Source organism: Fibrella aestuarina BUZ 2 (assembly GCF_000331105.1).
In the GTDB taxonomy this organism is placed as follows: domain Bacteria; phylum Bacteroidota; class Bacteroidia; order Cytophagales; family Spirosomataceae; genus Fibrella; species Fibrella aestuarina.
Window position 1 is genome coordinate 1384323 of the sequence record NC_020054.1, and the last position, 24204, is coordinate 1408526.

The 24204-nt window shown below is 57.3% G+C and carries 21 protein-coding genes; 16 read left to right on the forward strand and 5 right to left on the reverse strand.

The window, feature by feature from the left end:
- The first annotated feature begins 6 nt into the window (after window positions 1-6).
- On the forward strand, window positions 7-615 hold the full coding sequence (locus FAES_RS05575) for a DUF3828 domain-containing protein (RefSeq protein WP_015330221.1): 609 nt from the start codon (window positions 7-9) through the stop codon (window positions 613-615).
- A 102-nt stretch (window positions 616-717) separates the two neighbouring features.
- Here the strand turns inward: FAES_RS05575 and FAES_RS05580 are convergent, their stop codons facing one another.
- Both FAES_RS05580 and FAES_RS05585 read right to left on the reverse strand, forming a co-directional pair.
- Window positions 718-1908, reverse strand: a complete 1191-nt coding sequence (locus tag FAES_RS05580; protein WP_015330222.1) for a M20 metallopeptidase family protein — start codon at window positions 1906-1908, stop codon at window positions 718-720.
- A 96-nt stretch (window positions 1909-2004) separates the two neighbouring features.
- A complete protein-coding gene (locus FAES_RS05585) occupies window positions 2005-2721 on the reverse strand; it encodes an RDD family protein (protein WP_015330223.1) in 717 nt (238 codons plus the stop codon).
- Between the two features lie 169 nt (window positions 2722-2890).
- On the opposite strand from FAES_RS05585, the gene FAES_RS05590 reads away from it, so the two are divergent.
- From FAES_RS05590 to FAES_RS05610, 5 genes are all read left to right on the forward strand, one after another.
- On the forward strand, window positions 2891-3841 hold the full coding sequence (locus tag FAES_RS05590) for a stage II sporulation protein M (RefSeq protein WP_015330224.1): 951 nt from the start codon (window positions 2891-2893) through the stop codon (window positions 3839-3841).
- A gap of 70 nt (window positions 3842-3911) precedes the next feature.
- Window positions 3912-4814 carry a DUF7847 domain-containing protein gene (locus FAES_RS05595; RefSeq protein ID WP_015330225.1) on the forward strand — a complete coding sequence of 301 codons (903 nt, stop codon included), beginning with the start codon at window positions 3912-3914 and terminating at the stop codon, window positions 4812-4814.
- A gap of 46 nt (window positions 4815-4860) precedes the next feature.
- Window positions 4861-5637 carry a DUF4129 domain-containing protein gene (locus FAES_RS05600; RefSeq protein WP_041257580.1) on the forward strand — a complete coding sequence of 259 codons (777 nt, stop codon included), beginning with the start codon at window positions 4861-4863 and terminating at the stop codon, window positions 5635-5637.
- Window positions 5627-6829 carry a DUF4350 domain-containing protein gene (locus tag FAES_RS05605; RefSeq protein ID WP_015330227.1) on the forward strand — a complete coding sequence of 401 codons (1203 nt, stop codon included), beginning with the start codon at window positions 5627-5629 and terminating at the stop codon, window positions 6827-6829. The genes FAES_RS05600 and FAES_RS05605 overlap by 11 nt, the downstream gene beginning before the upstream one ends.
- Window positions 6830-6880: 51 nt before the next feature.
- On the forward strand, window positions 6881-7858 hold the full coding sequence (locus FAES_RS05610; protein WP_015330228.1) for an AAA family ATPase: 978 nt from the start codon (window positions 6881-6883) through the stop codon (window positions 7856-7858).
- Between the two features lie 109 nt (window positions 7859-7967).
- Here the strand turns inward: FAES_RS05610 and FAES_RS05615 are convergent, their stop codons facing one another.
- Window positions 7968-8693 carry a hypothetical protein gene (locus FAES_RS05615; protein ID WP_015330229.1) on the reverse strand — a complete coding sequence of 242 codons (726 nt, stop codon included), beginning with the start codon at window positions 8691-8693 and terminating at the stop codon, window positions 7968-7970.
- 297 nt (window positions 8694-8990) lie between these two features.
- Here FAES_RS05615 and FAES_RS05620 point away from each other — a divergent pair, with 297 nt between their 5' ends.
- The gene (locus FAES_RS05620; protein ID WP_229364430.1) at window positions 8991-12713 is read left to right on the forward strand and encodes an RICIN domain-containing protein; all 3723 of its coding nucleotides are present in this window, start codon (window positions 8991-8993) and stop codon (window positions 12711-12713) included.
- A gap of 123 nt (window positions 12714-12836) precedes the next feature.
- Window positions 12837-14315 carry a M28 family peptidase gene (locus FAES_RS05625; RefSeq protein WP_041257581.1) on the forward strand — a complete coding sequence of 493 codons (1479 nt, stop codon included), beginning with the start codon at window positions 12837-12839 and terminating at the stop codon, window positions 14313-14315.
- Window positions 14316-14411: 96 nt separating this feature from the next.
- Here FAES_RS05625 and FAES_RS05630 read toward each other — a convergent pair whose 3' ends face one another.
- Complete coding sequence (locus tag FAES_RS05630) at window positions 14412-15443, reverse strand: MBL fold metallo-hydrolase (protein WP_015330232.1); 1032 nt, start codon at window positions 15441-15443, stop codon at window positions 14412-14414.
- Between the two features lie 162 nt (window positions 15444-15605).
- Between FAES_RS05630 and FAES_RS05635 the strand changes: the two genes are divergently transcribed.
- Window positions 15606-15992, forward strand: coding sequence for a RidA family protein (locus tag FAES_RS05635; RefSeq protein WP_015330233.1), 387 nt, complete (start codon window positions 15606-15608; stop codon window positions 15990-15992).
- 91 nt (window positions 15993-16083) lie between these two features.
- Here FAES_RS05635 and FAES_RS05640 read toward each other — a convergent pair whose 3' ends face one another.
- Entirely contained in the window at window positions 16084-16641 is a 558-nt protein-coding gene (locus FAES_RS05640; RefSeq protein ID WP_041258607.1) for a hypothetical protein, read from the reverse strand.
- Window positions 16642-16819: 178 nt separating this feature from the next.
- Between FAES_RS05640 and FAES_RS05645 the strand changes: the two genes are divergently transcribed.
- The 7 genes from FAES_RS05645 to FAES_RS05675 all read left to right on the forward strand — a co-directional run bounded on the left by FAES_RS05645 (window position 16820) and on the right by FAES_RS05675 (window position 24140).
- Window positions 16820-17701 (forward strand): hypothetical protein, encoded by an 882-nt coding sequence (locus FAES_RS05645; protein WP_015330235.1) that lies wholly within the window; start codon window positions 16820-16822, stop codon window positions 17699-17701.
- 100 nt (window positions 17702-17801) lie between these two features.
- Window positions 17802-18818, forward strand: a complete 1017-nt coding sequence (gene pseB, locus FAES_RS05650) for a UDP-N-acetylglucosamine 4,6-dehydratase (inverting) (RefSeq protein WP_015330236.1) — start codon at window positions 17802-17804, stop codon at window positions 18816-18818.
- 122 nt (window positions 18819-18940) lie between these two features.
- A complete protein-coding gene (gene pseC / locus FAES_RS05655; protein WP_015330237.1) occupies window positions 18941-20116 on the forward strand; it encodes a UDP-4-amino-4,6-dideoxy-N-acetyl-beta-L-altrosamine transaminase in 1176 nt (391 codons plus the stop codon).
- The gene (locus FAES_RS05660) at window positions 20113-21801 is read left to right on the forward strand and encodes a hypothetical protein (protein ID WP_148289298.1); all 1689 of its coding nucleotides are present in this window, start codon (window positions 20113-20115) and stop codon (window positions 21799-21801) included. The genes pseC and FAES_RS05660 overlap by 4 nt, the downstream gene beginning before the upstream one ends.
- A 108-nt stretch (window positions 21802-21909) precedes the next feature.
- The gene (pseF, locus tag FAES_RS05665) at window positions 21910-22611 is read left to right on the forward strand and encodes a pseudaminic acid cytidylyltransferase (protein ID WP_015330239.1); all 702 of its coding nucleotides are present in this window, start codon (window positions 21910-21912) and stop codon (window positions 22609-22611) included.
- Window positions 22612-22707: 96 nt separating this feature from the next.
- Window positions 22708-23700, forward strand: coding sequence for a UDP-2,4-diacetamido-2,4,6-trideoxy-beta-L-altropyranose hydrolase (pseG, locus tag FAES_RS05670; protein ID WP_015330240.1), 993 nt, complete (start codon window positions 22708-22710; stop codon window positions 23698-23700).
- Window positions 23685-24140, forward strand: coding sequence for a GNAT family N-acetyltransferase (locus tag FAES_RS05675; RefSeq protein ID WP_015330241.1), 456 nt, complete (start codon window positions 23685-23687; stop codon window positions 24138-24140). The genes pseG and FAES_RS05675 overlap by 16 nt, the downstream gene beginning before the upstream one ends.
- Window positions 24141-24204: the final 64 nt, after the last annotated feature.

Genomic DNA, 24204 nt, shown 5'->3' on the forward strand with positions numbered 1-24204 from the left:
ACCTGTATGCCCCGTTTTCGTGCTTTTTATGTAATCGCTGGATTAAGTTGGATGGTGGCCTGTTCATCACCTCAAAACGAACAGGCCCAGCAGGCTGCGGCCGATAGTGTGAGCCGGGCGGCCAGTACGTCGGCGGTTAGTGATTCGGTTACGGCCCCCACGGCGCCTACCGTTGCGAACTCGGCCAACCCGCCCATGCCGACGCGCTCGGCGCAGGATGTGGTGGCGGCGCTGTATGCGGCGCACGATGCCCAGAAAAGTCCGTTTTACCAGTCGGAAAGCCGCACGCGCATCCGGCAATATTTCACGACCGAACTCGCCAACCTGATCTGGCGCGATGCCAAAAGCACCTCGCGGGGCAAGCTGGGGCGCCTCGATGCCGATCCGCTCTACGACGCGCAGGATACCGACATCAAAGAGTTTATCATTCAGCCCGCTGTGGTCAAAAACAACGAAGCCGAAGTGCAGGTGACGTTCTCGAATCTGGGCGCGAAAAAAACCTTTACGTTCCTCCTACAAAACGAAAACGGCAACTGGCGCATCGGCGATATTCTCTACGGCGATGGCAGCCAACTCTACCAGAAGCTGAGCGGAAAGGCTGAGATTGTACAATGAAGCATGTATAATGAATAATGGATGATGTATAATGAACAATGGGGCTGACGCAAGAAAACACGCGTCAGCCCCATTGTTCATTATACATCATCCATTATTCATTCACACTCCCCCTAACTCCTGCACGGCGAGCCAGGCCATGAGGCCGGGGCCGATGGCGAGGGCGCTTTCGTCGATGTCGAACGTGGGCGTGTGGACACCGCTGGTAATGCCACGGGCTTCATTGCGGGTGCCGAGGCGGTAAAAGCACGAGTCGACCACCTGTGAGTAGAAGGCAAAATCTTCGCCTGCCATCCACAGATCCAGATCAACCACGTTTTCGCGGCCCATGTAGGCTTCGGCCTGGGTACGTAGGCGGCGGGTCAGCTCGGGGTGGTTTTTGAGGAAGGGGTAGCCTTTCACGCGGGTAAATTCGCAGGTGCCGCCCATCGCTTCGGCCATTGTTTCGGCCATTTTCTGCATCTGCGCCATGCCTTTCTCGCGCCACTCTTCATTCATGCACCGGAACGTTCCCTCGATTTCCACGTAGTTGGGAATCACGTTGGTGACGCCGTCGGCGATGAACCGCCCAAACGACAGCACCGACGGGCTGGCGGGCGGGCGGTTGCGACTGATGATTTGTTGCAGCGCCACGATAATGTGCGAGGCGATCAGCACCGGGTCGACGAGGTTATCAGGCATGGCGGCGTGGCCCCCTTTGCCGCGCACGGTCATGTAGATTTCGTCGGTGCTGGCCATGTACATGCCTTCCCGGAAGCCAATTTTGCCAACAGGTACGTTGGGGGCGACGTGCTGCCCAATCATACCCGCCGGCCGTGGGTTGTCGAGCACACCCTCTTTGATCATCAGCGAAGCGCCGCCGGGTGCTTTTTCTTCCGCGGGCTGAAATACCAGCTTGATCGTGCCCGAAAACTGATCGCGCAGCTGGGTCAGAATGCGGGCTGTGCCCAATAAGCTGGCCGTATGTACGTCGTGCCCGCAGGCGTGCATCACCCCCTCGACCGTCGACTTGTAGGGAACTTCGTTGGCTTCATGAATGGGCAGGGCGTCCATGTCGGCGCGCAGGCCAACGACTCGCTCATTGCCGGGCAACGTACCGGTGATGAGCGCCACCACGCCCGTATCGGCCACCCCTTCCTGCGGCTCAAGGCCCAGGGCAGTAAGCTCACGCGCGACAAACCGGGCGGTTTCACGTTCGTTGAACGACAGTTCGGGGTGAGCGTGAAGGTGCCGACGGGTCTGAACCGCATCGGCGGCATATTGCTGGGAAAGCGATTTTATCGAGTCAAGCATGTGTATTTAATGCACAATGACTAATGGACGATGGACAATGACCAATGCGAACCGCACTATCCATTATACATTGTTCATCGTCCATTAGTCATTCCGTTAATCCTGCATAGCCAGGTATTGATAATCATTAACAACGGCGTGGAGCAGTTGATAGCTGTCTAAGCTGGTTGTGATTGAAAGAACGTCTTTAATTTTTTCGGCGGCCCGTAACACGGCCTCCGACGATCCGCGCTGAAGCACCTCGCGGATAACCTGAATGTCCTGATCCGACAACTGGGCGGCTTGGGGGAACGTGACGCGGTAATCGTCGGGCAGTTGCGAATAGGTGATATCGCTGAGATTGACTTTAGGCTTCAACCGAATGACCGTCGTGCCGGCCGCCATATCGCCGAGGCGCTGCCCTTTGCCGTTGGCCGCCACACAGATCACCGCGACCAGGCCGCTAAAAATGCGCGTGTCGATCAGCCGGAGTAGCCAACGGAGCAAGTAGGCCCCGATACCCGGCTGGCTGCCGTCCATCATCACGACCCGAATTTTCATCGCAATCTTGCCCAGACTCTGCCCGTTGAGGAGCCATTCGCACAGGAAGTCGTAGAAAATAATGGGCAACCCGACCACAACGAGGTAATACACAATGCCGATCGTCTGGTTGAGCCCGTTGCGGCCTAAAAGCGTGGCGGGCAGGATGGCCGTCAGCAACACCCAGCCTGCGATCACTACATAGTCGATGACCGTGGCCAGGATGCGGTCACCAATGCTGGCGGGTTCATACTCAAGCAGTACATTCTGTGAGGTGTTGATTGCAATGGCCATGCGGTCGTTCGGCGTTAGCGGCGAAAAAGGACTACAACTGCCTGCAGCCAGATACGAAACCTGGCAACAAGCCTATAGGCTGACGACGCGAAGCTAATGCCCAACGACAAGTTTTTGTTTCTACTTCGTCCTTTTTTCAGTACTATTAACCTCAGAATCGACGACAACCATGCGTGAAGCCGCTTTTGTAAAACGGAATACCGACAAGTGGACTGAGATTGAGCAGAACCCGACAACCGACCCGGACGAACTGACCGCCCGGTATGTGGAGCTGACCGATGACCTGTCGTATGCCCGCACGTTTTACCCCAATGCCAATGTGACGCGCTACCTCAACGGACTGGCCGCGCAGATGCACCGGGGGCTGATGCAGAACCGGCGCGAAGAACGGGGCCGGTTTGTGGCCTTCTGGACGCGCGAGTTACCCACACTGTTCTACCAGTCGCACCGGTTACTAGCCGTATCGGCCATTCTGTTTGGGGTAGCCTGCTTCATCGGCTGGCTGTCGGCGCTCAACGACCCCACTTTTGTGCGGCTCATCCTGGGCGACGAGTACGTGAACATGACCCTCGAAAATATCAAGAAGGGTGATCCGCTGGGCGTGTATGGCAAGAGCGACCAATCGTCGATGTTTTTCCAGATTACGCTCAACAACATCGGCGTTTCGTTTCGGGCATTTGTGGCGGGCGTCGTCGCTTCCATTGGCACGGTGATGTTGCTGTTCTACAACGGGGTGATGCTGGGGGCGTTTCAGGCGTTTTTTTATGAGCGCGGCCTGCTGCTCGACTCGTTCCTCAAAATCTGGATTCACGGCACCCTCGAAATCTCGGCCATCGTGATTGCGGGCTGTGCGGGCCTTACCATGGGCAACAGCCTGCTGTTTCCAGGTACGTTCACCCGGATGGAATCCTTCAAGCGAGGTGCCAAACAGGGCCTGAAAATCGTGATTGGCCTGGTACCGATCTTCATCATGGCGGGCTTTCTGGAAAGCTTCGTTACGCGCCTCACGTTGCCGCCCATCCTAAGTTTGTTGATTATCGGAACATCGGCGGCGTTCATTATCTGGTATTTCATCCTTTACCCGATTCAACTCAACAGGAAGGGGGCGGCAAACCGGTAAACTGGATTCCATAAACACACACGGCTTCAACTGCCCCTTATAGATCCCTATCAATCCATCCTTTTTGCGCATGATCACGTTTGAACAACGCCGCGATTTCGGCGAAAAAATCAATATCACGTTCTCGTTCCTGACCGAAAACATTCGGGGGCTGGGGCTGGCGTTGCTCTACATTGTGGGGCCGGTGGCGCTGGTGGGTGGTATCATCTCAGGCTATGCCCAGGCCGGTGTGCTGGGTTCGGCTTCGTCAATCAAGACCCCCGATCAGATCATTGACTTTTACGGCCGTATCTTTTCGGGGGGGGCGCTGGTCGGCCTTGCGTTTCAACTGATTGGGTACGTGCTGGTGAGCCTCGTTACCTATTCCTACATTCATCTGTACCGCCGCAACCCCGGCCGCCCAATTGAGGTGAGCGAGGTATGGGCCGAAGTGCAAGGGTTCATTGGGTCAGGCATTATGCTCACCATTGCGTCGTCCATTATCATGGCGGTGGCGTTTGTGCTACTTATCCTGCCGGGTGTCTACGTGATGGTGGCGCTGTCGCTCGCTACGCCGGTGCTGGTATTTGAGCGGACCGACGTGGGGCAGGCCATCAGCCGGAGTTTCAAACTCATCGCCGACAACTGGTGGGCAACAGCCGGGCTGCTGTTGGTTATGGGTATCGTGGCGGGTATCATGAGTATGGTGTTTACGATCCCGGCCGGGATCGTTGGCGGCTTATTTGGCGCCGGTGTGCTCAAAGAGGCCACTATACTCACCACGCTGGTTACCGCTTTTGGCTCGGTGGGAACGTCCGTACTCCAGTCGTTATCGGCTACGGCGGCGGCGGTCCAGTATTTTAACCTGGTTGAACAGAAAGAAGGCAGTAGCCTCGACCACGCCATTGACCGCATTGGGCAGCCAACGAACCCAGCGGCCAATGAGCTGCCCGCTTCGGTGCGCCGGGCGGCCGAAGAAGAAGGCGAGTATTAAGTTGATTGAGAAGCGACGGTCAATGCCTATTGCCAATTCACGTATAATGCGTCAACTGCGAGTCTTTCTTTGCTGCCTGCTCTGTGTGACGGGATCGCCATTATGGGCGCAGGATTCAACGAAGGTTGGCCCGGCGCAGGGGAAACAGGTGGTGATTACCCCGGAAGATGCCGACGAACGTCAGGATACGGCATCGTATGCCGCCGCCAACGATCAGGCGCCGGTTCAGGTACGTTCGGCCAATGCCGATTTGCTGGACAAGCTGCGCTCCAGTCGCGATTATCAGTATGGCGACGATGTGCCGCCCACGGCCAGCCTGTGGGATCAGTTCTGGGCGTGGTTCTGGCTGAAAGTTGGTGAACTGTTGCGGACCCGAGCCTATCGGAGCGTCGGGCAGTATGTGCTGATGGTGGGCATCGCGGGGCTCGTCGTCTGGCTGCTGTATAAAGCCCAGGTGCTCAACCGGCTGTTTCCCGGTCGGGCACGCAACCTGGGCCTCGACTACACTACGCTGGACGAAGACATTCATGCCATCAACTTCGCCGACCGGATCGACGAGGCCGTGGCCGGGCGAAATTACCGGTTGGCAGTGCGGCTGTTGTATCTGCAAACGCTCAAACGCCTGACCGACACCGGCCTGATCCGCTGGCAACCCAACAAAACCAACCGGCAGTATGCCTATGAGCTAACCGGCAACCCCGCCCGGCTGGGTTTCGAGCAGTTGACCACCCATTTTGAATACGTGTGGTACGGCGACTTCCCCGTCGACGAAACGCGTTTTAACTCAATTCGCCAGGCGTTCACCCAATTCAATGCGTCCTAACAAATACATTGTTATCCTGCTGGCTACGGTGGTGGCGTTTGTGTTGTTTGAATACTACAAACCCAAACCCATCGACTGGAATCCGACGTACCAGAACGACGACAAAATTCCGTTCGGGGCCCAGGCGACCTTCGAACTGTTACCCAGTCTGATGCGGCAATCGTCGGTGCAAAGTACGCGACTGCCACCCTACAACCTGTTGACGGAGAGTCAACTGCCCGCCCGCAGCAACTACATCGCTATTTGCCAGACGTTCGATGCGGGCACGCTCGACACCCGTGAATTGCTGCGCTACGTGGCCAAAGGCAACACGGCCTTTCTGTCGGCCTACGAATTTTCGGATACACTCAGCCGGGCGTTGGGCTTCAAAGCTGACCTGAAAAATCCGCTCAAAGCCGATTCGACGCTGCGCTCTAATTTTGTGTTGCCCGCGTTGGTCCGGAAAGGGGGGTACACGTTCAAGCATGACGACGGGCGTAACTTTTTGATCGTAAAAAAGCCCAAATCGGGTATTACTGTACTAGCTCGGAACGCCCGCAACGAGGCAGTATTTCTGAAGGTTCCGCACGGCCGGGGTACGTTCTACATCCATAACCTGCCGCTGGCGTTTACCAATTATTACGCATTACAGCCCGCTTCCAGCGATTACATGGCCAAAGCGTTTTCGTTCCTGCCCGCCCAGCCGACCATCTGGGACGAGTACCAGAAACAGGGACGTTTTGGTGAAAACGAACAATCGCTGTTGCGCTACATCAAACAGCAGCCGGCTCTCAACTGGGCCTACCTGATTGGGCTCTGGGGGCTGATTCTGTACGTGTTTTTTGCGGGGAAACGTACCCAGCGCATTATCCCGGTGGTGGAACTGCCCAAAAACAGGTCGCTGGAATTTGCGCAGACGGTAGGCCGAATGTATTTCCAGCAGGCCAACCATGATAACGTAGCCCGCAAGAAAATACAGTACTTTCTGGCCGATATTCGCGAGCGATACCTCCTCAACACCCAAGCCCTCGACGCGGATTTTACGGAGACGCTCACCCGCAAGAGCGGCGTCCCACTCGATCAGGTGCAGACGCTTGTCCGGATGCTGGGGCAGGCTCAACAGGCCGTTTCGATCACTGAATTTGACTTGCTCCGACTCAACGCCGCCATCGAGCAGTTCTACGCGGCGGCGCATACTAAATTGACCACGTAACCTAAGCTGGCCACAGAATCAGGTCGTAAATTGTACATTGATAATCCCCGCATGGAACAACCGTTTGACACCCGCGTAGACCTACAAAGCCTGAAAACGGCCATCGATGCCATCCGTTCGGAGGTGGGTAAGGTGATCGTTGGGCAACACCAAACCCTCGATTTGCTGCTCACGGCGCTGTTGGCTGATGGGCACGTACTGATCGAAGGGGTTCCGGGTGTGGCCAAAACCCTGACGGCCAAATTGCTGGCCAAGACCATTTCGGTGCAGTTTAGCCGGGTACAGTTTACGCCCGACCTGATGCCCGCCGATGTGCTGGGTACGTCGGTATTCAGCCCGAAAACGGCCGAGTTTTCGTTCAAACCGGGACCCATTTTCGCCAACCTCGTGTTAATCGATGAGATCAATCGGGCCCCGGCCAAAACGCAGGCATCGCTGTTTGAGGTGATGGAAGAACGGCAGGTGACCAACGACGGGACAACGTACCCGCTGGCGCCGCCGTTTATGGTCTTGGCTACGCAAAACCCCATCGAGCAGGAGGGAACCTACCGCCTGCCTGAGGCGCAGCTGGATCGCTTTCTGTTCAAAATCGTAGTGGGTTACCCCGATCAGGCCGACGAAGTCGATATCCTGCGCGGGCACCATCAACGCCGGAATCTGGCCGATGCCATCGACGCGATTGATGCCGTGCTGGCCGCCGACCAATTGGCCGACCTCCGCAGCAAGGTGCATCAGGTGCACGTGGAAGATAACCTCTTCGATTACATCGCGCAGATTGTGCGAAGTACCCGCGCCAACAAATCATTGTATCTGGGCGCTTCACCACGGGCCGCCGTTGCGCTCCTGAATAGCGCCAAGGCGCTGGCTACCATTCGGGGCCGCGATTTCGTAACGCCCGAAGATGTGCAGGAATTAGCCGCCCCCGTGCTGCGTCACCGTATTCTGCTGACGCCCGAACGGGAAATGGAGGGCGCTACCCCCGACGACGTAATTGCCCAACTCGTGCAGCGCGTCGAGGTGCCCAGGTGAGCTAATGAATAATGTATGATGTACAATGTATAATGTATAATGGGCTGGCGCGTCTCCATTCTTGCGCCAGCCCATTATACATTATACATTGTACATCATACATTATTCATTAGCTCAACGGTCCGGCGAAGCTGATTAGGGCGGTTGCCAGGTTTGTCAGGTCTTTGCTGAAGGGGCCGTCGGGTGTGCTGTTGGCATATTCCTGCGCGGTGCCGGCCAATTCACGCATGAGCCGCTCTGTCGTGCGCATGTCGCCTGCTTCGAGCGCATCGCGCAATTGCAGGAGCGATGCCTCAATCCACTGGGTGCTCACGTCCGAGCGAACCACCGTGATCCAATCCTCGACCATGGCCGAACCCTGCTCAGGCGTAACGCCCGATGGTCCTGCCGAAAAGGTTTCTAGGGTATCGATGAACAGCTTCTGAGCTCGGTCGCCGGGGTTGTAAAGGTCATAAATAGTACCATCGGCCGTTTGGTTTTCGGCCAGTTGACTATCGTCGCCCACGCGGTTCAGATCGGTTGCAAACGAACGGAGCGATTCGGCCAGTTGCGTCAACTGATCAGTCATGTCGGCGTCGGCCGATCGGGCCAGCGATTGCGTTTGGGCCGCCAGTGCATTCAGGTGATGCTTTACCCGGTGGCTATCGGGCGTGGGGTTCAGCAGCTCATCATACAGGTCGGTCAGGTGCTGGCTGACGGTTTCGGTACCATCGGCATTTTTCAGAGCCGATTGCCATTCCCGGATCAGATCGGCTCCGCTGGCGGGTTGGGCGTCGGCCTTACCGAGTGCATGAAGCGTGTTTTGCAGAATCGTCTGCGGATAGGACTGTGCCATTGGTTTCGTTGTGTCTGTTTCTCACCGAACCAACCCGCGGGCCGAATGTTCGGCTGACTGCCTCAACGGGACAACCTGCACGTCCAATAACAAAAGCGACGGAAAGTAACGTGCGAAGTGCCCGACTGGTGACGAAACGCAGTAACCACGTCAACAGGAGGATGGCTATCCCAGACACTTCTGGACGGCTTTATCCCCTAACTCCCGTTGTTATCTGACACCATGTCTACGCCGTTTGCTAAGCGACATAACGTAGCTTTTAGCCTTGTAATCAGTCTGCTTTGCTGGTTTGGTGATGTGCCCGTTTCCCCAGGGCAAACGCTGCCTGCCGGCTTCAACAATAGCAAAGCACAGGATGGTTATACCATACCAATCGGCATTGTTTTCAGCAAAGACAGCCGCTATCAGTTTGTCTGGACTAAAGACGGCTACCTGTGGGCGTCGGTCTGGAACGGAACGCAGTATGTGAAACAAGCCACACCGGTTATCAACTTAGTCAATGAGGTGGGTAACTGGGGCGATTTCGGGCTGCTGAGCGTGGCGCTCGACCCGAATTTCGAGCAGAACGGGTTTGCTTATTTTTTCTACGTCGTCGACCGATACCAACTTTTCAACGGTGGCCGGGCCGACTACGACCTTAATCGGAATGACTACTACAATGCCACCATTGGCCGCCTGACCCGGTATAAGCTGGTGACCTCGGGCGGCACCGTCAGCGCCGATTACAACACCCGAAAGCTGCTGTTGGGCGAAAGCAAAAAGACGGGCGTGCCGCTCACGCACCAGTCGCATGCCGGTGGCACCATTGTATTTGGGCGCGATGGCTCACTACTCCTGTCGACTGGCGATAATGCCAGCTTTACCAGTATCGACAAAGGCTCTGCTCCCGAGACTTACTACCAGGCTGCACTGGCCGATACCATCATGACGCCCAACGAAAACGTCGGGGCTTTCCGGTCGCAGATGCTTACTTCGCTGTGCGGTAAAGTGCTGCGGCTCGACCCTAATACGGGCGATGGGCTCAGCAGTAATCCGTACTACGATCCGGCCAATCCACGGTCGGCGAAGTCGCGCGTCTGGACACTGGGTCTGCGCAATCCCTACCGGATGACGCTACAACCCGGTACGGGCAGCACCAACCCGGCCGACGGTAACCCAGGTACGTTGCTTATTGGCGATGTGGGCTGGGATCAATGGGAAGATCTGCACGTGATCCGGACGGGCGGGGAAAACGCAGGCTGGCCGCTGTTTGAGGGGATTACACCACAAACGGGCTACACAAACGCTGCGCAGACGTTGCTGAACCGCGATGAGCCCAACCCTGATCCGTCCTGTGGAAAGCCATATCTGACCTTCGCCGATCTGCTTCGCGACGAGGTCAGCCCTGCCGCAGGAACCGTGGTGGCGACAAGCCCTTGCGGCACAACTCCGCTGCCCGGTTTACAGCGCCGTTACTTCCATAGCCGGCCCGCCCTCGACTGGAGACATGGCGAAGCAATAGCCCGTACGCCTACCTTCAACGGCAATACGCCCACGGCTACGCCGCTGGGAGCGGCTGGCGGCGTGGCTGGTACGCCGTTTCCCGGCAACTGTTCTACCGCCGGGGCTTACTATCCGGCTAACCCGGCGTTTCCGGCCGCCTGGCAAAACACGTATTTCTTTGCCGATTATGGTACCAACTGGATCAAAGCGGCCACGCTCTCGCCCGATGGCAAAGTGACGCAGGTACGTGATTTTCTGTCGGCCTCAACGGGTATCAATAGCATCGTGGATGTGGAATACAACCCGCTCGACGGCGCGCTGTATTACGTGAATGTCTTCGCGGGCAGCGTCATGAAAATCAGCTATGGCGGCAATCGTCCCCCGGTGGCCGTGGCAACAACTACGTCGCTGACAGGTACGTCGCCGCTGAGTGTGACGTTCAACGCAGGCGCCTCGACCGACCCTGATGGCGACGCGCTCACGTATGCCTGGGATTTCGGTGACGGCACCAGTTCAACCCTGGCCAGCCCCGTAAAGGTGTTTGCCAGCTTGCCCGGCAAAGGCTTCACCGTGCAGCTGACGGTGCGGGATAGCAAAGGGCTAAGCGACAGCAAGTCGTTTCAGGTGTCGCTCAACAACGCCGCCCCCACGGCTCGAATCACCAGCCCGGTCGCCAACAGCAAGTATGCCCTCGACAAAGCCAGCAATTACACGCTCACGGCCAGCGTCGCTGACGAGTCGCCCGAAACGCTCACCTACGCCTGGCAGGTGCGGCTACACCACAATAACCACGAGCACCGGGAAGCGGTCATCAATCAGGCGTCACCAACCGTGGTGATCTCCCCCGTAGGCTGCGATGGCGAAGATTACTATTATCTGATTACGCTGAACGTCACGGATGCGGGTGGCCTCACCGCGCAGGATTCGGTGCGGATTTACCCGGATTGCAACTCGCCAAGCCTGGCCATCACCAACCTGACTGCCGCACCGCTCACCAATGCGGTACGGCTGAACTGGACCAACCCGACGATCTCGTTCGACAATGTACTGGTTGTGGGCAAAGTCGGCTCGGGTTTTACCGATCGGCCCAATGCGCCAACCTATACGGCCAATAGCAGCTTCACGGCCAACAGCGCTGAGTTTTTCGGCGGGAAGGTGCTGTACCAAGGCGTGGCGACTTCCCTGACAGTGACGGAGTTGATGGCTGGTCAACCGTATTATTTTCGGGTCTATACTCGCCGTGGTTCGGCCTGGACGGGCGGCGTGGAGATCAGCGCAACGCCTGCAGGCTCGACGCCGCCACCCCTATCGGTGACGGGCGTAGTGCCCAATACCTGCTACCGGATTTACTCGCGGGTGAGTGGCCGGGTGCTGGGTGTCGAGAATGGTGTAAAAGACGACGGGGGTGCCGTTCGGCAGCGCACCGACGCCAACCAGGATTGGCAGCGGTGGAAATTTGAACCCATCGATAATGGCTATTACCAGATCGTAGCGGCGCATAGCGATAAGGTGCTCGACGTATGGTGGTCGTCGCCCGAAAATGGGGCGGGGCTGCAACAGTGGAGTTCGAATGGGGTGTATAGCCGTAACCAGCACTGGTCGCTCCAGCGCAACGCCGAAGGGTACTTCCAGATCACGGCCCGCCACTCGGGTAAAGCGCTCGACGTGCAGAACAGCAATCAGACCGAAGGCGGGATGGTCGTTCAGTATACGCCTAACGGTACCACCGCGCAGCAATGGCTGATCGAAGAACGAGCCTGCACCACTACGGGCGGCAGTTCGACCACCGTAGCCCAGCCCACGGCCGTCATTGATCCGGCCAAGTGTTACCGGATTCAGTCACGCAGTAGTGGTAAAGTCCTGAACGTACCCTCCGGACTGCCCGACGATGGCGTGAACATTCGGCAGAACACCAACACGGATCGACCCTGGCAGAAATGGCGTTTCTATCCCATCGACGGCGGTTATTACCGGGTGTCGGTGCAGCATAACGGCAAGTCGATCGAGGTGCCCAATTACTCAACGGCCGACGGGACGCTGCTCCACCAGTGGACATTCTGGGGAGGCGATCACCAGCAGTGGAGCGTCGTACGCAATACGGAAGGCTTCTACACCTTCACGAACCGTAACTCGGGTAAACGCATCGACGTGCGGGGATTCAATACCAACGAAGGGGGCGACATTATCCAGTCGGCGGCTACAACCGGCACCAACCAGCAGTGGAGCATCACCGAAACGACCTGTCCCGTGGGTGGCCGGATCGGTTTTGTCGACGAACCCACAACGGCGGCCTTTAACCTGTGGCCCAACCCGGCCCGCGACCACGTGCTGATCGACCTCAGCGCGGTGGTTGGCCAACCGGTCGGGCTGAGTGTAACCGATCTGGCAGGCCGATCCCTACAACAGCTTCAACTAAATGCTGCTCCAGCCGCCCCCTTCCGACTAAATACAGGGCAGCTCGCCAACGGCCTATACCTGATCAACATTGCCCCCGACGGCTGGAAACCAGCCACGCTCCGGTTTATTATCCAACAATAAGGTACAGCCTCACCAATCGGGCAGGAGCCAGACAGTTGTCTGGCTCCTGCTTTTTTACGCCAAAAAAGCGGATTGGCGAGCGAAAGTCAGTACTTTAGAAAGTTAACTAACCGACTTTTTTCCGTGATTCACTTCACTCAACGCATTCGGCAACTGGCGTTGGGGCTGGCGCTGTTATCGACTGCCGCCCTAGCCCAGAAACTGCCTGCCGACAACCGGGCGGCTATCCGCGAAGTCGACCTCAAACGCGATCTCTACAAACTCGCCGACGACCATTTTCAGGGCCGCGTGGCGGGGTCGCTCAATGAACTGAAAGCATCTGCCTGGATTGCCGAGCAACTGCGGGCAATGGGCCTGCAACCCGGTGGCGACGACGGCACGTATTTCCAGTTTTTCCACATTCAACGTACCCGCGTGAGCGAAACGAGCCGCTTTGTAGTAGGTGGTAAAGCGCTGACGTACGGCCCCGACGTGATTGCGCTGGCCCCGGCCATAGCCTCCGTCGACGCGCCGCTGGTGTATGTTGGCACGGGCTCGCCCGAGGAGATGGCGAAGGTGGATGTGAAAGGCAAAGCGGTGGCGATTCTGTTTTCGGGAAATCCACCGGGCGACCTAAGTTTTCGCCGGTTTATGCTGTCGACCATGAACCGCCGCGCCGCCGAGTTCGTGAAAGCGGGTGCCGTGGCTACGCTCTTTGTATCAGACAGCCGGGCCGATGCTATCTACAACTGGTGGAGCAGCGCCATGGAAATGGGGCGCTATGACCTGCCGGGCGGTCCCAACACACGTGTCTTTTCGCAGGCTCCGCTGCTGTGGCTACCTGCCAAAGCATTGCCGATGGTGCAGCAGCCCAATCAGCAGTTTACCAACGTGGTCAATGTAGAAAGCTTCAGCTACCCGTCGGTGAACATTATAGCGAAATTACCCGGTACCGACCCGACGCTGAAAAACGAATACGTGCTGATCAGCACTCACCAGGATCATGATGGCATTCGCCGGGCCGTGGCGGGCGATTCCATCTATAACGGCGCCGACGACAACGCTACGGGCTGTGCGGCGGCGCTGGCGATTGGCCGGGCCTTTGCGCAAAAACCGGGCAAGCGCTCGCTACTGATCGTCTTCCACGGCGCGGAAGAGCGGGGGCTGCTGGGGTCGCGTTATTTTGTCGACCACCCAACGGTGCCTAAATCGAGTATCGCGGCGGTGCTGAATGGCGAGATGATGGGCCGAAATGCGCCGGATAGTGCGGCACTGCTTGGGTCACAGCCACCCCATCGCAATTCGCTCGACCTGGTCAATATGGCGATGGCGGCCAATGGGGCTACGGCGAAATTTAAGCTCGACACGCTCTGGGATCGGCCCGACCACCCCGAGGGCTGGTATTTCCGCTCTGATCACCTGCCTTATGCCCGCGCCAACGTACCCGCGATCTGCTTCACGACGCTGCTGCACCCCGATTACCACACCCCCCGCGACGAGCCCGCCCGCATCGACTACGCCAAGCTCGCCAACATGACCCGCTGGATGTACGTGACGGCTTGGCAAGTCGCCAACGAACCCAAACGCCCCGTCGTCGACGCCGGCTTCAAGCTGGAAAGGTAAAATAGGTACAATGTTCAACGTCCAATGTCCAAGGTTGGCTGACGCGTACTACACTGGCGTCAGCCAACCTTGGACCTTGGACGTTGAACATTGTACCTATTTCTTGAATACCATTGCTTTCCCCTCTGTCGGTACGGTAAACCGCTGGAGGGGAATTTTTTGGTTGAGTAGTTCCTTCGTTAGGTCTTGTTGGGGTTCAAACAGACCGTCATCGCCTTGCTGGAACGTGCCGAAATGAATGCCGACACTTTGCGGCCGCCCCAGATCATTGAACGCCTTCACCGCGTCGATGGGCGACATGTGCACTGGCGCCATGAACCAGGTGGGGCGGTAGGAGCCAATCGGCAGCATCGCCAGCTTGATAGCCCCGCTTTCACTGCTCGCAGCCTTCTGGGCTATTTTCGGAAAGAGATCGCCGTAGCCCGTATCGCCAGCAAAATAGATCGTGCCAAACCGGGTATGCAGCAGGTACCCCGCCCAGAGCGTACGATCACGGTCGCCCATGCCCCGATTGCTGAAGTGGCGGGCCTCGGTAGCGGTCACGGTCAGATTGGGTAGTAGCTCCAGCCGGTCGTTCCAGTCGAGTTCACGCGTGGTTTTGCCGCCCACTTTTTTCGGCAGGTACGACACGCCCAGCGGCGTTACCATTTGCGGCGAGAAGTCGCTGGCTAGTCGGCGCAACGTACCCAGGTCGAGGTGGTCGTAATGGCAGTGACTCAGTAGCACGACGTCGATGGGCGGCAGGTCTTCGTAACGCAGCCCCGGTGGGCGGCGGCGCTTGATGCCCAGCCACTTCGTAGGCCCGATTTTGTCGCTCCAGACCGGGTCGGTCAGGATGTTGAGGCCATCGGTCTGAATCAGAAAGCTGGAATGCCCGACAAACGTGATCACCACGCTGTCGCCCGGAACGCAGGTTGCTGGTTTAGGGCCCGGTAGCGCGTCGGGATTGTCGAGCCAGGGGCCTTTGTCGCGGTGCAGCAGCCATTTGAGCAGGCCCCCCTGCCGTTCCACTGGCGGGCCTGTATTGACAAACTTTTTACCATTGAAATGATCGGTAACGGGCCCTTTATAACGCGGGGCGCAGGCCGTCAGCAAGCAGAGTACGAGTAGCGTAGAGCGAATTATCATGGAAACGACCCCGCCGTTGAGCGGTGGTTACAGACCAAACTACGAATCGGACAAAGACAGATGGATTTTTCGAACATAAAAACGGGTGTTTTATGCTATTTGCCTCTAAATAGGTCCGTGCTAACCTCACCGTAGGCATATTAATTGCCCGTTATTTCCATCATGATGTTTATCCAAACCCCCGATGCCGCCCCCGCTGGCGGGCATTATTCGCAGGCCGTCACCCACAACGGTCTGGTTTACGTATCTGGTCTGTTACCCGTGTTGCCGTCCGGCGAAAAACTCATCGACGCGCCCCTGGCCCGGCAGGTACAGGCCGTTTTAGAAAATCTGAACGCGATCCTGACAGCCGCTCACAGCGCCCCCGATCAGGTGTTACAGGTACGTATCTACGTCATCGACATCAACGACTGGACCGAAATAAATCGCCTGTACATGGCCTTCTTTGGCCCACACAAACCCGCCCGCGCCGTGGTACCCGTGCCAACCCTACACTATGGCCTCCGCCTGGAACTGGAAGCCACAGCCGTCTGTAGCAACGAGGTGTAGGTGTCGAAGTAGTCCGTTTTTGTACTTAATCTATTGTGCCTGATGAATCGCTGACCCCGTAATGCACAAAACAGCCAAACAGCAAGCCGACTCAATAAGAAGCTGCTGGTTTAGCAGCTTGGTGAATTTTCGGAGCCCGTCGGCGTAAACTGGTTAACATACGGGTCGGTTCGGCAACAATTCGAGCGCCTGTCCAGGTAGAGGCGATGACCATCCCGGCCGCTACCAGAATAATGTCTTTGATGATATACTGCGCTGCCAGTGTAGGGGCATGCAGTGGACCAGGGAAGAGTTCGGCGGGGTAAATTAGCAACGGCGACATAGCACCTATCATCTGAAGGGCCATCAGCCAGACGCCGACGCGCAAAAAGCGGCCACTCAGAAAACACACACCAATCGCGCATTCCAGCCCGGCCACAAAATCCATGGCATTATGCCCTGTGAACACACCCAACGTCAACGTGGTGGTCGTACGCGTTGCCAGATCTTCGATTGGGCTGATGTGCGGAAAGAATTTTAGAATTCCGAAGCCAAGAAAAACCAAACCCATGCATACCCGCAGAATACCGATGCTATTCGCAACCAGCCATCGGTTAATACGCGTGTCTAGTTTGTCGAAACGGTCAAACAGTTTTTCGATCGTAGTCATGGCGCTGAGTTTAGCGTATTGTCGTGTCCACTTACGCCGCTCTGCTAAGCATAGATTCTTTGTCAGGATATTTCTGTCTGATCTGTTCAGAATGAGAAAGAGACCAAAGACACACTTCCGGGTTTGCCAATAGATAGCGACCTTTGCAGCGGGCCGAGCCACGGCCCGGCTGTTTTTCATGCTAGAAACTCTTGTTAATGCGTTCAGTGCGCAGGTCAGTGTGTTGATCAACACGGTGGCTTCGGTGCTGAAAGTGCTGATTAAATCCCGTTTCTCGGTCGATATTCTACCCCCTCAGCGGCCCGTCTGCGCCATTCTGGGCAACGGTCCGTCGCTGCGGCAATCGCTCGAAACGGACCTGGCTTTTATTCGGGAAACCGAGCTGTACTGCGTCAACAATTTTGCGTCGTCGGCCGAATATGCCCAGTTACAACCCCAGAACTACGCCCTGCTCGATCCGGCGTTTTTCCTGTATAGCGAGGAAAACAATGGTCGGAAAGATGTCGAAAAGACCATTCGCTGCCTGATCAACCTGACGGTGTGGCCCATGAACCTGTTTGTGCCGCAGACCGCGCGCAACAGCTATCTGGTGGCTCAGTTACACCGAAAGCACCCCAATGTGCGGGTAGTCTTTTACAACTACACCGTGGTGCGGGGCTATGCCTGGTTTCGGCACTTCGTGTTTCGGAAGGGGTGGGGCATGCCGCAATCACAGAACATCTTGGCGGCGTCGCTGTATCTGGCCATTACGCGCCGGTTTCGGGAGATCTACCTGTTTGGCGCCGACCATTCATGGCATGAAGAAATCAGGATTACCGACACCAACGAACTGCTCATGAAGCAGGAACATTTCTACGACAAACCCGGCGACGCCACTCACATCCCGATTTACGACGTTGTTAAGAAGGAAACCTCGCGGATGTCGGCCCAGTTTGCGTCGTTGTCTAAAGCCTTTTTCAGTTACGAAATTCTCCGCGACTACGCGCAGGCCATGCAGGTACGTGTCCTGAACGCCAGCGCCAAAAGCTACGTTGATGCCTTCAAACGGATAAAAATTTGATGTACAATGTACGATGCACCATGCATAGTCGCGTTCTGCGCCAGTATGCTGCGCATCGCTTCATTGTACATTATGCATCGTACATTGTACATTGATCTCCATGCTTGATCTTACCAATAAATCCATTCTTGTGACCGGCGGCACGGGCTCGTTCGGCAAGAAATTCGTCGAGACGATCTTCAAACGCTACCCCGACGTGCGACGTGTGATCGTGTACTCGCGCGATGAACTGAAGCAGTTTGAAATGAGCCAACTGTTTCCGCATAGTCAGTACAAGGCCATCCGGTTTTTCATTGGCGACGTGCGCGATGCCGACCGCCTCAAGCGTGCCTGCGAAGGCGTCGACGTGATCGTCCACGCGGCGGCCCTCAAGCAGGTGCCCGCCGCCGAGTACAATCCGATGGAGTGCATCAAAACCAACGTGTTCGGGGCTGAAAACGTGATCAACGCCGCGCTCGACACGGGTGTGCAACGCGTAGTGGCGCTCTCGACCGACAAAGCCGCCGCGCCCATCAACCTCTACGGAGCCACCAAGCTGTGCTCGGATAAGTTGTTTGTAGCCGCCAACAACATGAAAGGGCCGCGTGATCTGCGGTTTTCGGTGGTGCGCTACGGCAACGTAATCGGCTCGCGGGGATCGGTGGTGCCGTTTTTTCTGGAAAAGCGCAAAGACGGCGTGCTGCCCATCACTCACCCCGATATGACGCGCTTCAACATCTCGCTGGAAGACGGCGTCGAGATGGTGCTCTATGCACTCGAACACGCCTGGGGTGGCGAAATCTACGTACCGAAGATCCCGTCGTACCGCATTACCGAACTGGCCACGGCCATCGGGCCCAACTGCGAGCAGAAACTGGTGGGCGTGCGGCCCGGCGAGAAGCTGCACGAAGAGATGATCACCGAAACGGATTCGCTCAACACCATCGAGACGGACCGCTATTACGTAATTACGCCCTCAACGCCCACCTGGAGCATCGACGACTACCTGTCGGCGTTCGACGGCAAGCGCGTGGCTGAGGGTTTCAAATACAACTCAGGCACCAACGAGGAATGGCTGACCGTCGACCAGCTTCGCAGCGAAATCCGCCAACACGTTGATCCTCAATTTAATGTATAATGAAGGATGCGGTCCGCCGCTGCGGTATGATGAATAATGAATGTACTGCGGCGCACACTAACTGAGCAAGGCCAGCCTATTTATCATACATCTTACATTATACATTATTCATTCATTTCCTCATGAACAACCCCATTCCCTACGGTCGACAGCACATTACGGAGGAAGACATTGCCGCCGTCGCCGACGTGCTGCGCGGGCCGATGCTGACGCAGGGACCAACGATTGGTGCCTTTGAGAAAGCATTTGCCGCGTACATTGGCGCCCCCTACGCCGTGGCGGTGTCGAACGGGACGGCGGCGCTGCACCTGTGTGCGATGGTGCTGGGCGTTGGGCCGGGTTCGCGCGTGATTACCACACCCATCACGTTTTCGGCCTCAGCCAACTGCGTGCGCTATTGTGGGGGTGAGGTGCATTTCGCCGATATCGACCCCGACACCATCTTGCTGGACGTCGACGCTGTGCGGCGGCTGATCGAGTCGAAACCGAGAGGGTATTTCGCGGGCATCATTCCTGTCGATTTTGCGGGTTACCCGGTCGACTTTGCCCAGTTTCGGGCATTGGCCGACGAACACGGCCTTTGGCTGCTCGAAGACAGTTGCCACGCGCCGGGCGGATCGTTTGTGGATGCCCAGGGACGTACCCACCGCTGTGGCGACAGTTCGCTGGCCGATCTCGCGATTTTTAGTTTTCACCCCGTCAAGCACATTGCCTGCGGCGAAGGTGGCATGATTACGGCCCGCACCGAGGCGCACTACAACCACCTCATGCGCCTACGTACCCACGGCATCACCAACAAGCCTGGCGATTTTACGCCTCCCTACGATGGTGAACCCGAGCGCGGCGGCTGGTACATGCAGTTGCAGGAACTGGGCTACAATTACCGGCTTACGGATATGCAGGCGGCGCTGGGCCTGAGTCAACTTAACCGCGCTGATCAAATGCTGGCCCGTCGCCGGGCAATTGCCGCCCGCTACGATGCTGCTTTCGCGGGAACACCCGTGCAGATCATCGTGCCACCGGCGGGCGTTGGGCACGCTTACCATCTCTATGTGGTGCAGGTCGACGACCGGAAGGGCCTGTACGATGCCTTGCGGGCCAAAAACATCTTCGCGCAGGTGCATTATATCCCCGTTCATACCATGCCCTATTACCAGCAACAGGGCAACGTACCTGGGTCGATGCCCCATGCCGAGCGCTACTACAGCCGCTGCCTGAGCCTGCCCATGTACCCGACCCTGACCGACGACGAGCAGCAATTCGTAATCGACGCGGTACTGGATTTTACGGGCGCATGAAGCGGTGGGTGCTGATGGGACTGGCGCTGCTGCCGGTGCTGTATTACGTGGTGACGGTACTGACCTACGCCTACGATTTTCCGTACATGGACGACTACCCCACGGTGGTCGATTTTCTGAACCGGCTCCCCACGGCCACGACAGTTGGTCAGAAAGTTGGTCTGCTGATGGAACAGAACAATTTCCATCGGCTGGTGCTGGTCAAACTCATTGCCTGGCTAGACGTACTCCTGACCGGCTCGGTCGACTTTCGGCTACTACAATACGTGGGGCTGGCGTTGCTGCTACTAACGGCGGGTTTGCTGTGGCAATCCATGACCACCCCCAACCCCCTCCTTGCTAAGGAGGGGACTTCAGCTACCTTGCCTAACGAAGCCCCCTCCTTAACAAGGAGGGGGTTGGGGGTGGTCTTCCTGCCCGCACTTTTCCTGTTGTTTCAGTTTCAGGGGTGGAACATTGCTTTCTGGGGCATCGTCGCCGTGTCGAACGTGGGAGCTCCGGCGTTGGCATTGCTGGCGTTCTGGCTGGCCAACCGGCAGCAGCCCGTATGGGCGATTGGTGTCGGGCTGGTCGCGCTGTTTACCAATGGCAACGGCATCCTGGTGCTACCGCTACTGATTGGGGGCTGGGCAATGCAGGGGCGCTGGCGCTGGGTGCTGGCTACGTTGGCCGTGACGCTCCCGGCGCTTTGGTTTTATTTTCAGCATTACGAAAACCCCGCGGGTCCTTCGCTGGGTACGTTGTTGCGTCCCGAAAAGCTGATGCATCTGCTGGCGCTGGATACGGCCTTTCTGGGGGCGCTGGTCTACCATCCGGCCGTTGCCTGGTTGCCCATCGCATTGGGCAGCAGTACGCTGCTTTGGATGATATACCTGCTGCTGATTCGTTACGACCGCACGAACCCCACCCTGTTCTGGCTGCTGGTTTTTCTGCACCTGTCGGGCCTGATGCTGGCCGTAAACCGCATTCAGAATGACACCAGCATCGTGTTTGCCTCGCGCTATCGAAACATCACCGCCCTACATATCGCCGCAACGTACCTGACGGTGGTGCAGGTGCTGGCGCAACGCCGGGTACGTTGGCAAACCGCTTTCGTTGGGCTGGCTGTGCTGGGTACGTCCGGGCTGTGGGGCGTATCAAACTGGACGTACCACAGCAAGATTGTCCGGTTCCGTGAACTGAAACAGACCGACAATCTGCTCTGGCAACGCTACGGACAGATTCGGGCCTGTGCGCCGCAGTACCAGCCGGCCAGCCGGTTGAGTGAGCTGGCTCAACAGGGTTCCTTCAGGCCTGAAATGCCATCCTTGACCGCGCTTCAAAGTCAGCCGATCGCCTTAACCCCCGCAACGACGCCCGGCGACTCGTTGCAATACGCGGTCGATCTGAAGCGGGTCGATAGTGGCTTTCTGGTCGTCAGCGGTTGGGCCAAAGTGGCAGGTCGGAAAGCCAACTTCAACGATACCTACGTTGGCGTGCAGACAAGCGGCGGCTGGCAGTATTACACGACGCTCTTCCACCAACGGCTCGACAACGACGATTCGGCCAACGATAAAGACACGGGCTTTACGGCCATTATTCCGCTTACTGGAAAGATGGATGCCGCCAGCCTGCCACTGGCTATCTTCGTCAAATCAGGTCGTTTTTCGGCCTTTAAGGTGCTAAAAGTCGACAAGGACAAGTAGTGCGGAGGCTGGAAAGTCAGCGCAGGTGTTGCCTGTACGAGGCCATCACGAACACGACCCGCCAGCCACTTTACTACGAATACATCCGACTTTACAGACACATAACCCATGCCCAACCTCTGTATCATACCCGCCCGTGGCGGCAGCAAGCGCATTCCGCGCAAAAATATCCGGCCCTTCCTGGGTTCGCCCATCATCGCGTATTCCATCCGGGCGGCGCAGGAGTCGGGCCTGTTTGATGAGGTGATGGTGTCGACCGACGATGCCGAAATTGCGCAGATGGCGCTGATGTACGGCGCAGCGGTGCCCTTTGCCCGCTCGGCCGAAACCGCCACCGACCACGCCACTACCGGGGCCGTGCTCACCGAGGTGTTACAGACCTACGCGCAGCACGGGCATACGTTCGAACGTGCCTGCTGCCTGTATCCGACGGCTCCCTTCGTGACGCCCGATCGGCTGCGCGAGGCGTTCGGCAAACTGGAAACGGGCGATTTTGACGCCGTTTTTCCGGTGGTTCGCTATAGCTTTCCGGTTCAGCGCTCCGTGATCATGCAGGGCGACCGGCTGGCGTGGCTCTACCCCGAATTTGCCCAGACCCGCTCGCAGGATCTGCAACCCATTTACCACGATGCCGGGCAGTTTTACTGGTTCAACGTGCCCCGCTTTCTGGAAACCGGCCAACTGCTGGGGGCCAACACCAGCGGTCTGGAAATCCCCGAACTGGAAACGCAGGACATCGATACGCTCACCGACTGGCAACTGGCCGAACTGAAAATACGGATTCTGTATCAGGGTAACGAAACCGCCTGACCATACCTTGTTACGACGACTTACGGCCCGGCTGAAGCCGTACGCTACTTTACCGTTACCTTTGTGCCGAAAATCCGTATCCAACATACCTAACTCATGAAGAGAATTCTCTTTCGCGCCGACGGCTCGGCTCAAACCGGTATGGGGCACATCATGCGCAGCCTGGCGCTTGCCGACATGCTGGGCGAGGCAGAGGCTACCCCGTTTGACCACCGATTCGCCATTGCCAACCCGTCGGATTCGACGCGAAAGCTGCTGACCAAACTGCACATACCGCTCCTGGAACTGGCCAGCAATGAACTCGATGAGCTGCTGACGCACGTAACCGACGAGGACGTAGTAGTGCTCGATGGCTATCAGTATGACGAGGCGTTTCAGCGGGCCGTTCGCGACAAGGCGCATAAATTGGTCTTTATCGATGATCTCATGCAGGGGCATCAGGTAGCCGACGTGGTCATCAACCACGCGGGCGACGTTACCCCCGCCGATTACCAGACTGAACCGTATACCCAATTGCTGCTGGGCGCCGGCTACGCGCTGGTAAACCCGGCTTTCAAACAGAAAGCGCAACCCAAAGACGGCGAGCACAAGGCATTTGTCAACATGGGCGGTGCCGATCCGCACAACGTCAGCCGAACCATTGCCGAATTGCTGATCGATCAAAACCCGAACCTGCGCGTTACGGTGGCGCTCGGTGCGGCCAACCCTCATGCCGATACCTTCGCCGATTTACCCAAAGACCGGCTGAGCCTGTTGCACAACCTCTCGGCCAAGCAGATGGCTCGGGCCATTGGCGGCAGCGGGCTGAATGTGGTATCGGCCAGCACGATTGCTTACGAAGTGGCTACTGTGAGTCGCCCGATGGTGGTGGTGCAGACGGCCGATAATCAGAAACGGATGGTGTCGTTTATGCGCGACCGGCACCTGGTGCTGGGTACGTTGTCACTACCGATCGATGCCGACGCGTTGCAGATGGCCGTTCAAAAAGCCCGCATGACCCCCACCGTATTCAAACAGCGCCTCGTTTTCGACGGAAAAACCGCCGACCGCTACCGGCAGGTCTTCACGCAGCTATGCACTGCCGAGTAGCCAAGCCCGCCGACATGCGGCTGTATTTTGAGTGGGCCAACGACCCCGCCACCCGTCGGCAATCGTTTCAGTCGGCACCCATACCGCTGGCCACGCACGAAGCCTGGTTTGCCCGGAAAGTTATCGACCCTAATGCGCTCTTGCTGGTGTTTGAAACCGACGAGAACGTACCTGTCGGACAGGTACGTTTCGAAAAACAACCGGATGGCGAAGTAATTATTGGCGTGTCGGTCGACGCGGCGTTCCGGGGGAAGGGACTCGCGGCTGCGCTGCTGAACGAGGCCTGTAACGTATGCTGGCAGCAGTGGGGTAATGTACCCATCACCGCCTACATCAAACCTGATAATCAGGCATCGATGCGGGCTTTCCAGCGTGCGGGCTTTCAAGATGACTTGGGTTGGGCGGGCGCTGAAGGTAAAATACGTTTAGTGAAGCAATAGGCCATAAGGGTTATTTATATTGCGTAGTTTTCGGTTGATTAAGCTGCCATCCTTGTTTGCCGCT

Coding starts and splice junctions, on each gene's coding strand:
- FAES_RS05575 (WP_015330221.1), top strand. CDS start 7: ATGCCCCGTTTTCGTGCTTTTTATGTAATCGCTGGATTAAGTTGGATG.
- FAES_RS05580 (WP_015330222.1), bottom strand. CDS start 1,908: ATGCTTGACTCGATAAAATCGCTTTCCCAGCAATATGCCGCCGATGCG.
- FAES_RS05585 (WP_015330223.1), bottom strand. CDS start 2,721: ATGGCCATTGCAATCAACACCTCACAGAATGTACTGCTTGAGTATGAA.
- FAES_RS05590 (WP_015330224.1), top strand. CDS start 2,891: ATGCGTGAAGCCGCTTTTGTAAAACGGAATACCGACAAGTGGACTGAG.
- FAES_RS05595 (WP_015330225.1), top strand. CDS start 3,912: ATGATCACGTTTGAACAACGCCGCGATTTCGGCGAAAAAATCAATATC.
- FAES_RS05600 (WP_041257580.1), top strand. CDS start 4,861: ATGCGTCAACTGCGAGTCTTTCTTTGCTGCCTGCTCTGTGTGACGGGA.
- FAES_RS05605 (WP_015330227.1), top strand. CDS start 5,627: ATGCGTCCTAACAAATACATTGTTATCCTGCTGGCTACGGTGGTGGCG.
- FAES_RS05610 (WP_015330228.1), top strand. CDS start 6,881: ATGGAACAACCGTTTGACACCCGCGTAGACCTACAAAGCCTGAAAACG.
- FAES_RS05615 (WP_015330229.1), bottom strand. CDS start 8,693: ATGGCACAGTCCTATCCGCAGACGATTCTGCAAAACACGCTTCATGCA.
- FAES_RS05630 (WP_015330232.1), bottom strand. CDS start 15,443: ATGATAATTCGCTCTACGCTACTCGTACTCTGCTTGCTGACGGCCTGC.
- FAES_RS05635 (WP_015330233.1), top strand. CDS start 15,606: ATGATGTTTATCCAAACCCCCGATGCCGCCCCCGCTGGCGGGCATTAT.
- FAES_RS05640 (WP_041258607.1), bottom strand. CDS start 16,641: ATGACTACGATCGAAAAACTGTTTGACCGTTTCGACAAACTAGACACG.
- FAES_RS05645 (WP_015330235.1), top strand. CDS start 16,820: ATGCTAGAAACTCTTGTTAATGCGTTCAGTGCGCAGGTCAGTGTGTTG.
- pseB (WP_015330236.1), top strand. CDS start 17,802: ATGCTTGATCTTACCAATAAATCCATTCTTGTGACCGGCGGCACGGGC.
- pseC (WP_015330237.1), top strand. CDS start 18,941: ATGAACAACCCCATTCCCTACGGTCGACAGCACATTACGGAGGAAGAC.
- FAES_RS05660 (WP_148289298.1), top strand. CDS start 20,113: ATGAAGCGGTGGGTGCTGATGGGACTGGCGCTGCTGCCGGTGCTGTAT.
- pseF (WP_015330239.1), top strand. CDS start 21,910: ATGCCCAACCTCTGTATCATACCCGCCCGTGGCGGCAGCAAGCGCATT.
- pseG (WP_015330240.1), top strand. CDS start 22,708: ATGAAGAGAATTCTCTTTCGCGCCGACGGCTCGGCTCAAACCGGTATG.
- FAES_RS05675 (WP_015330241.1), top strand. CDS start 23,685: ATGCACTGCCGAGTAGCCAAGCCCGCCGACATGCGGCTGTATTTTGAG.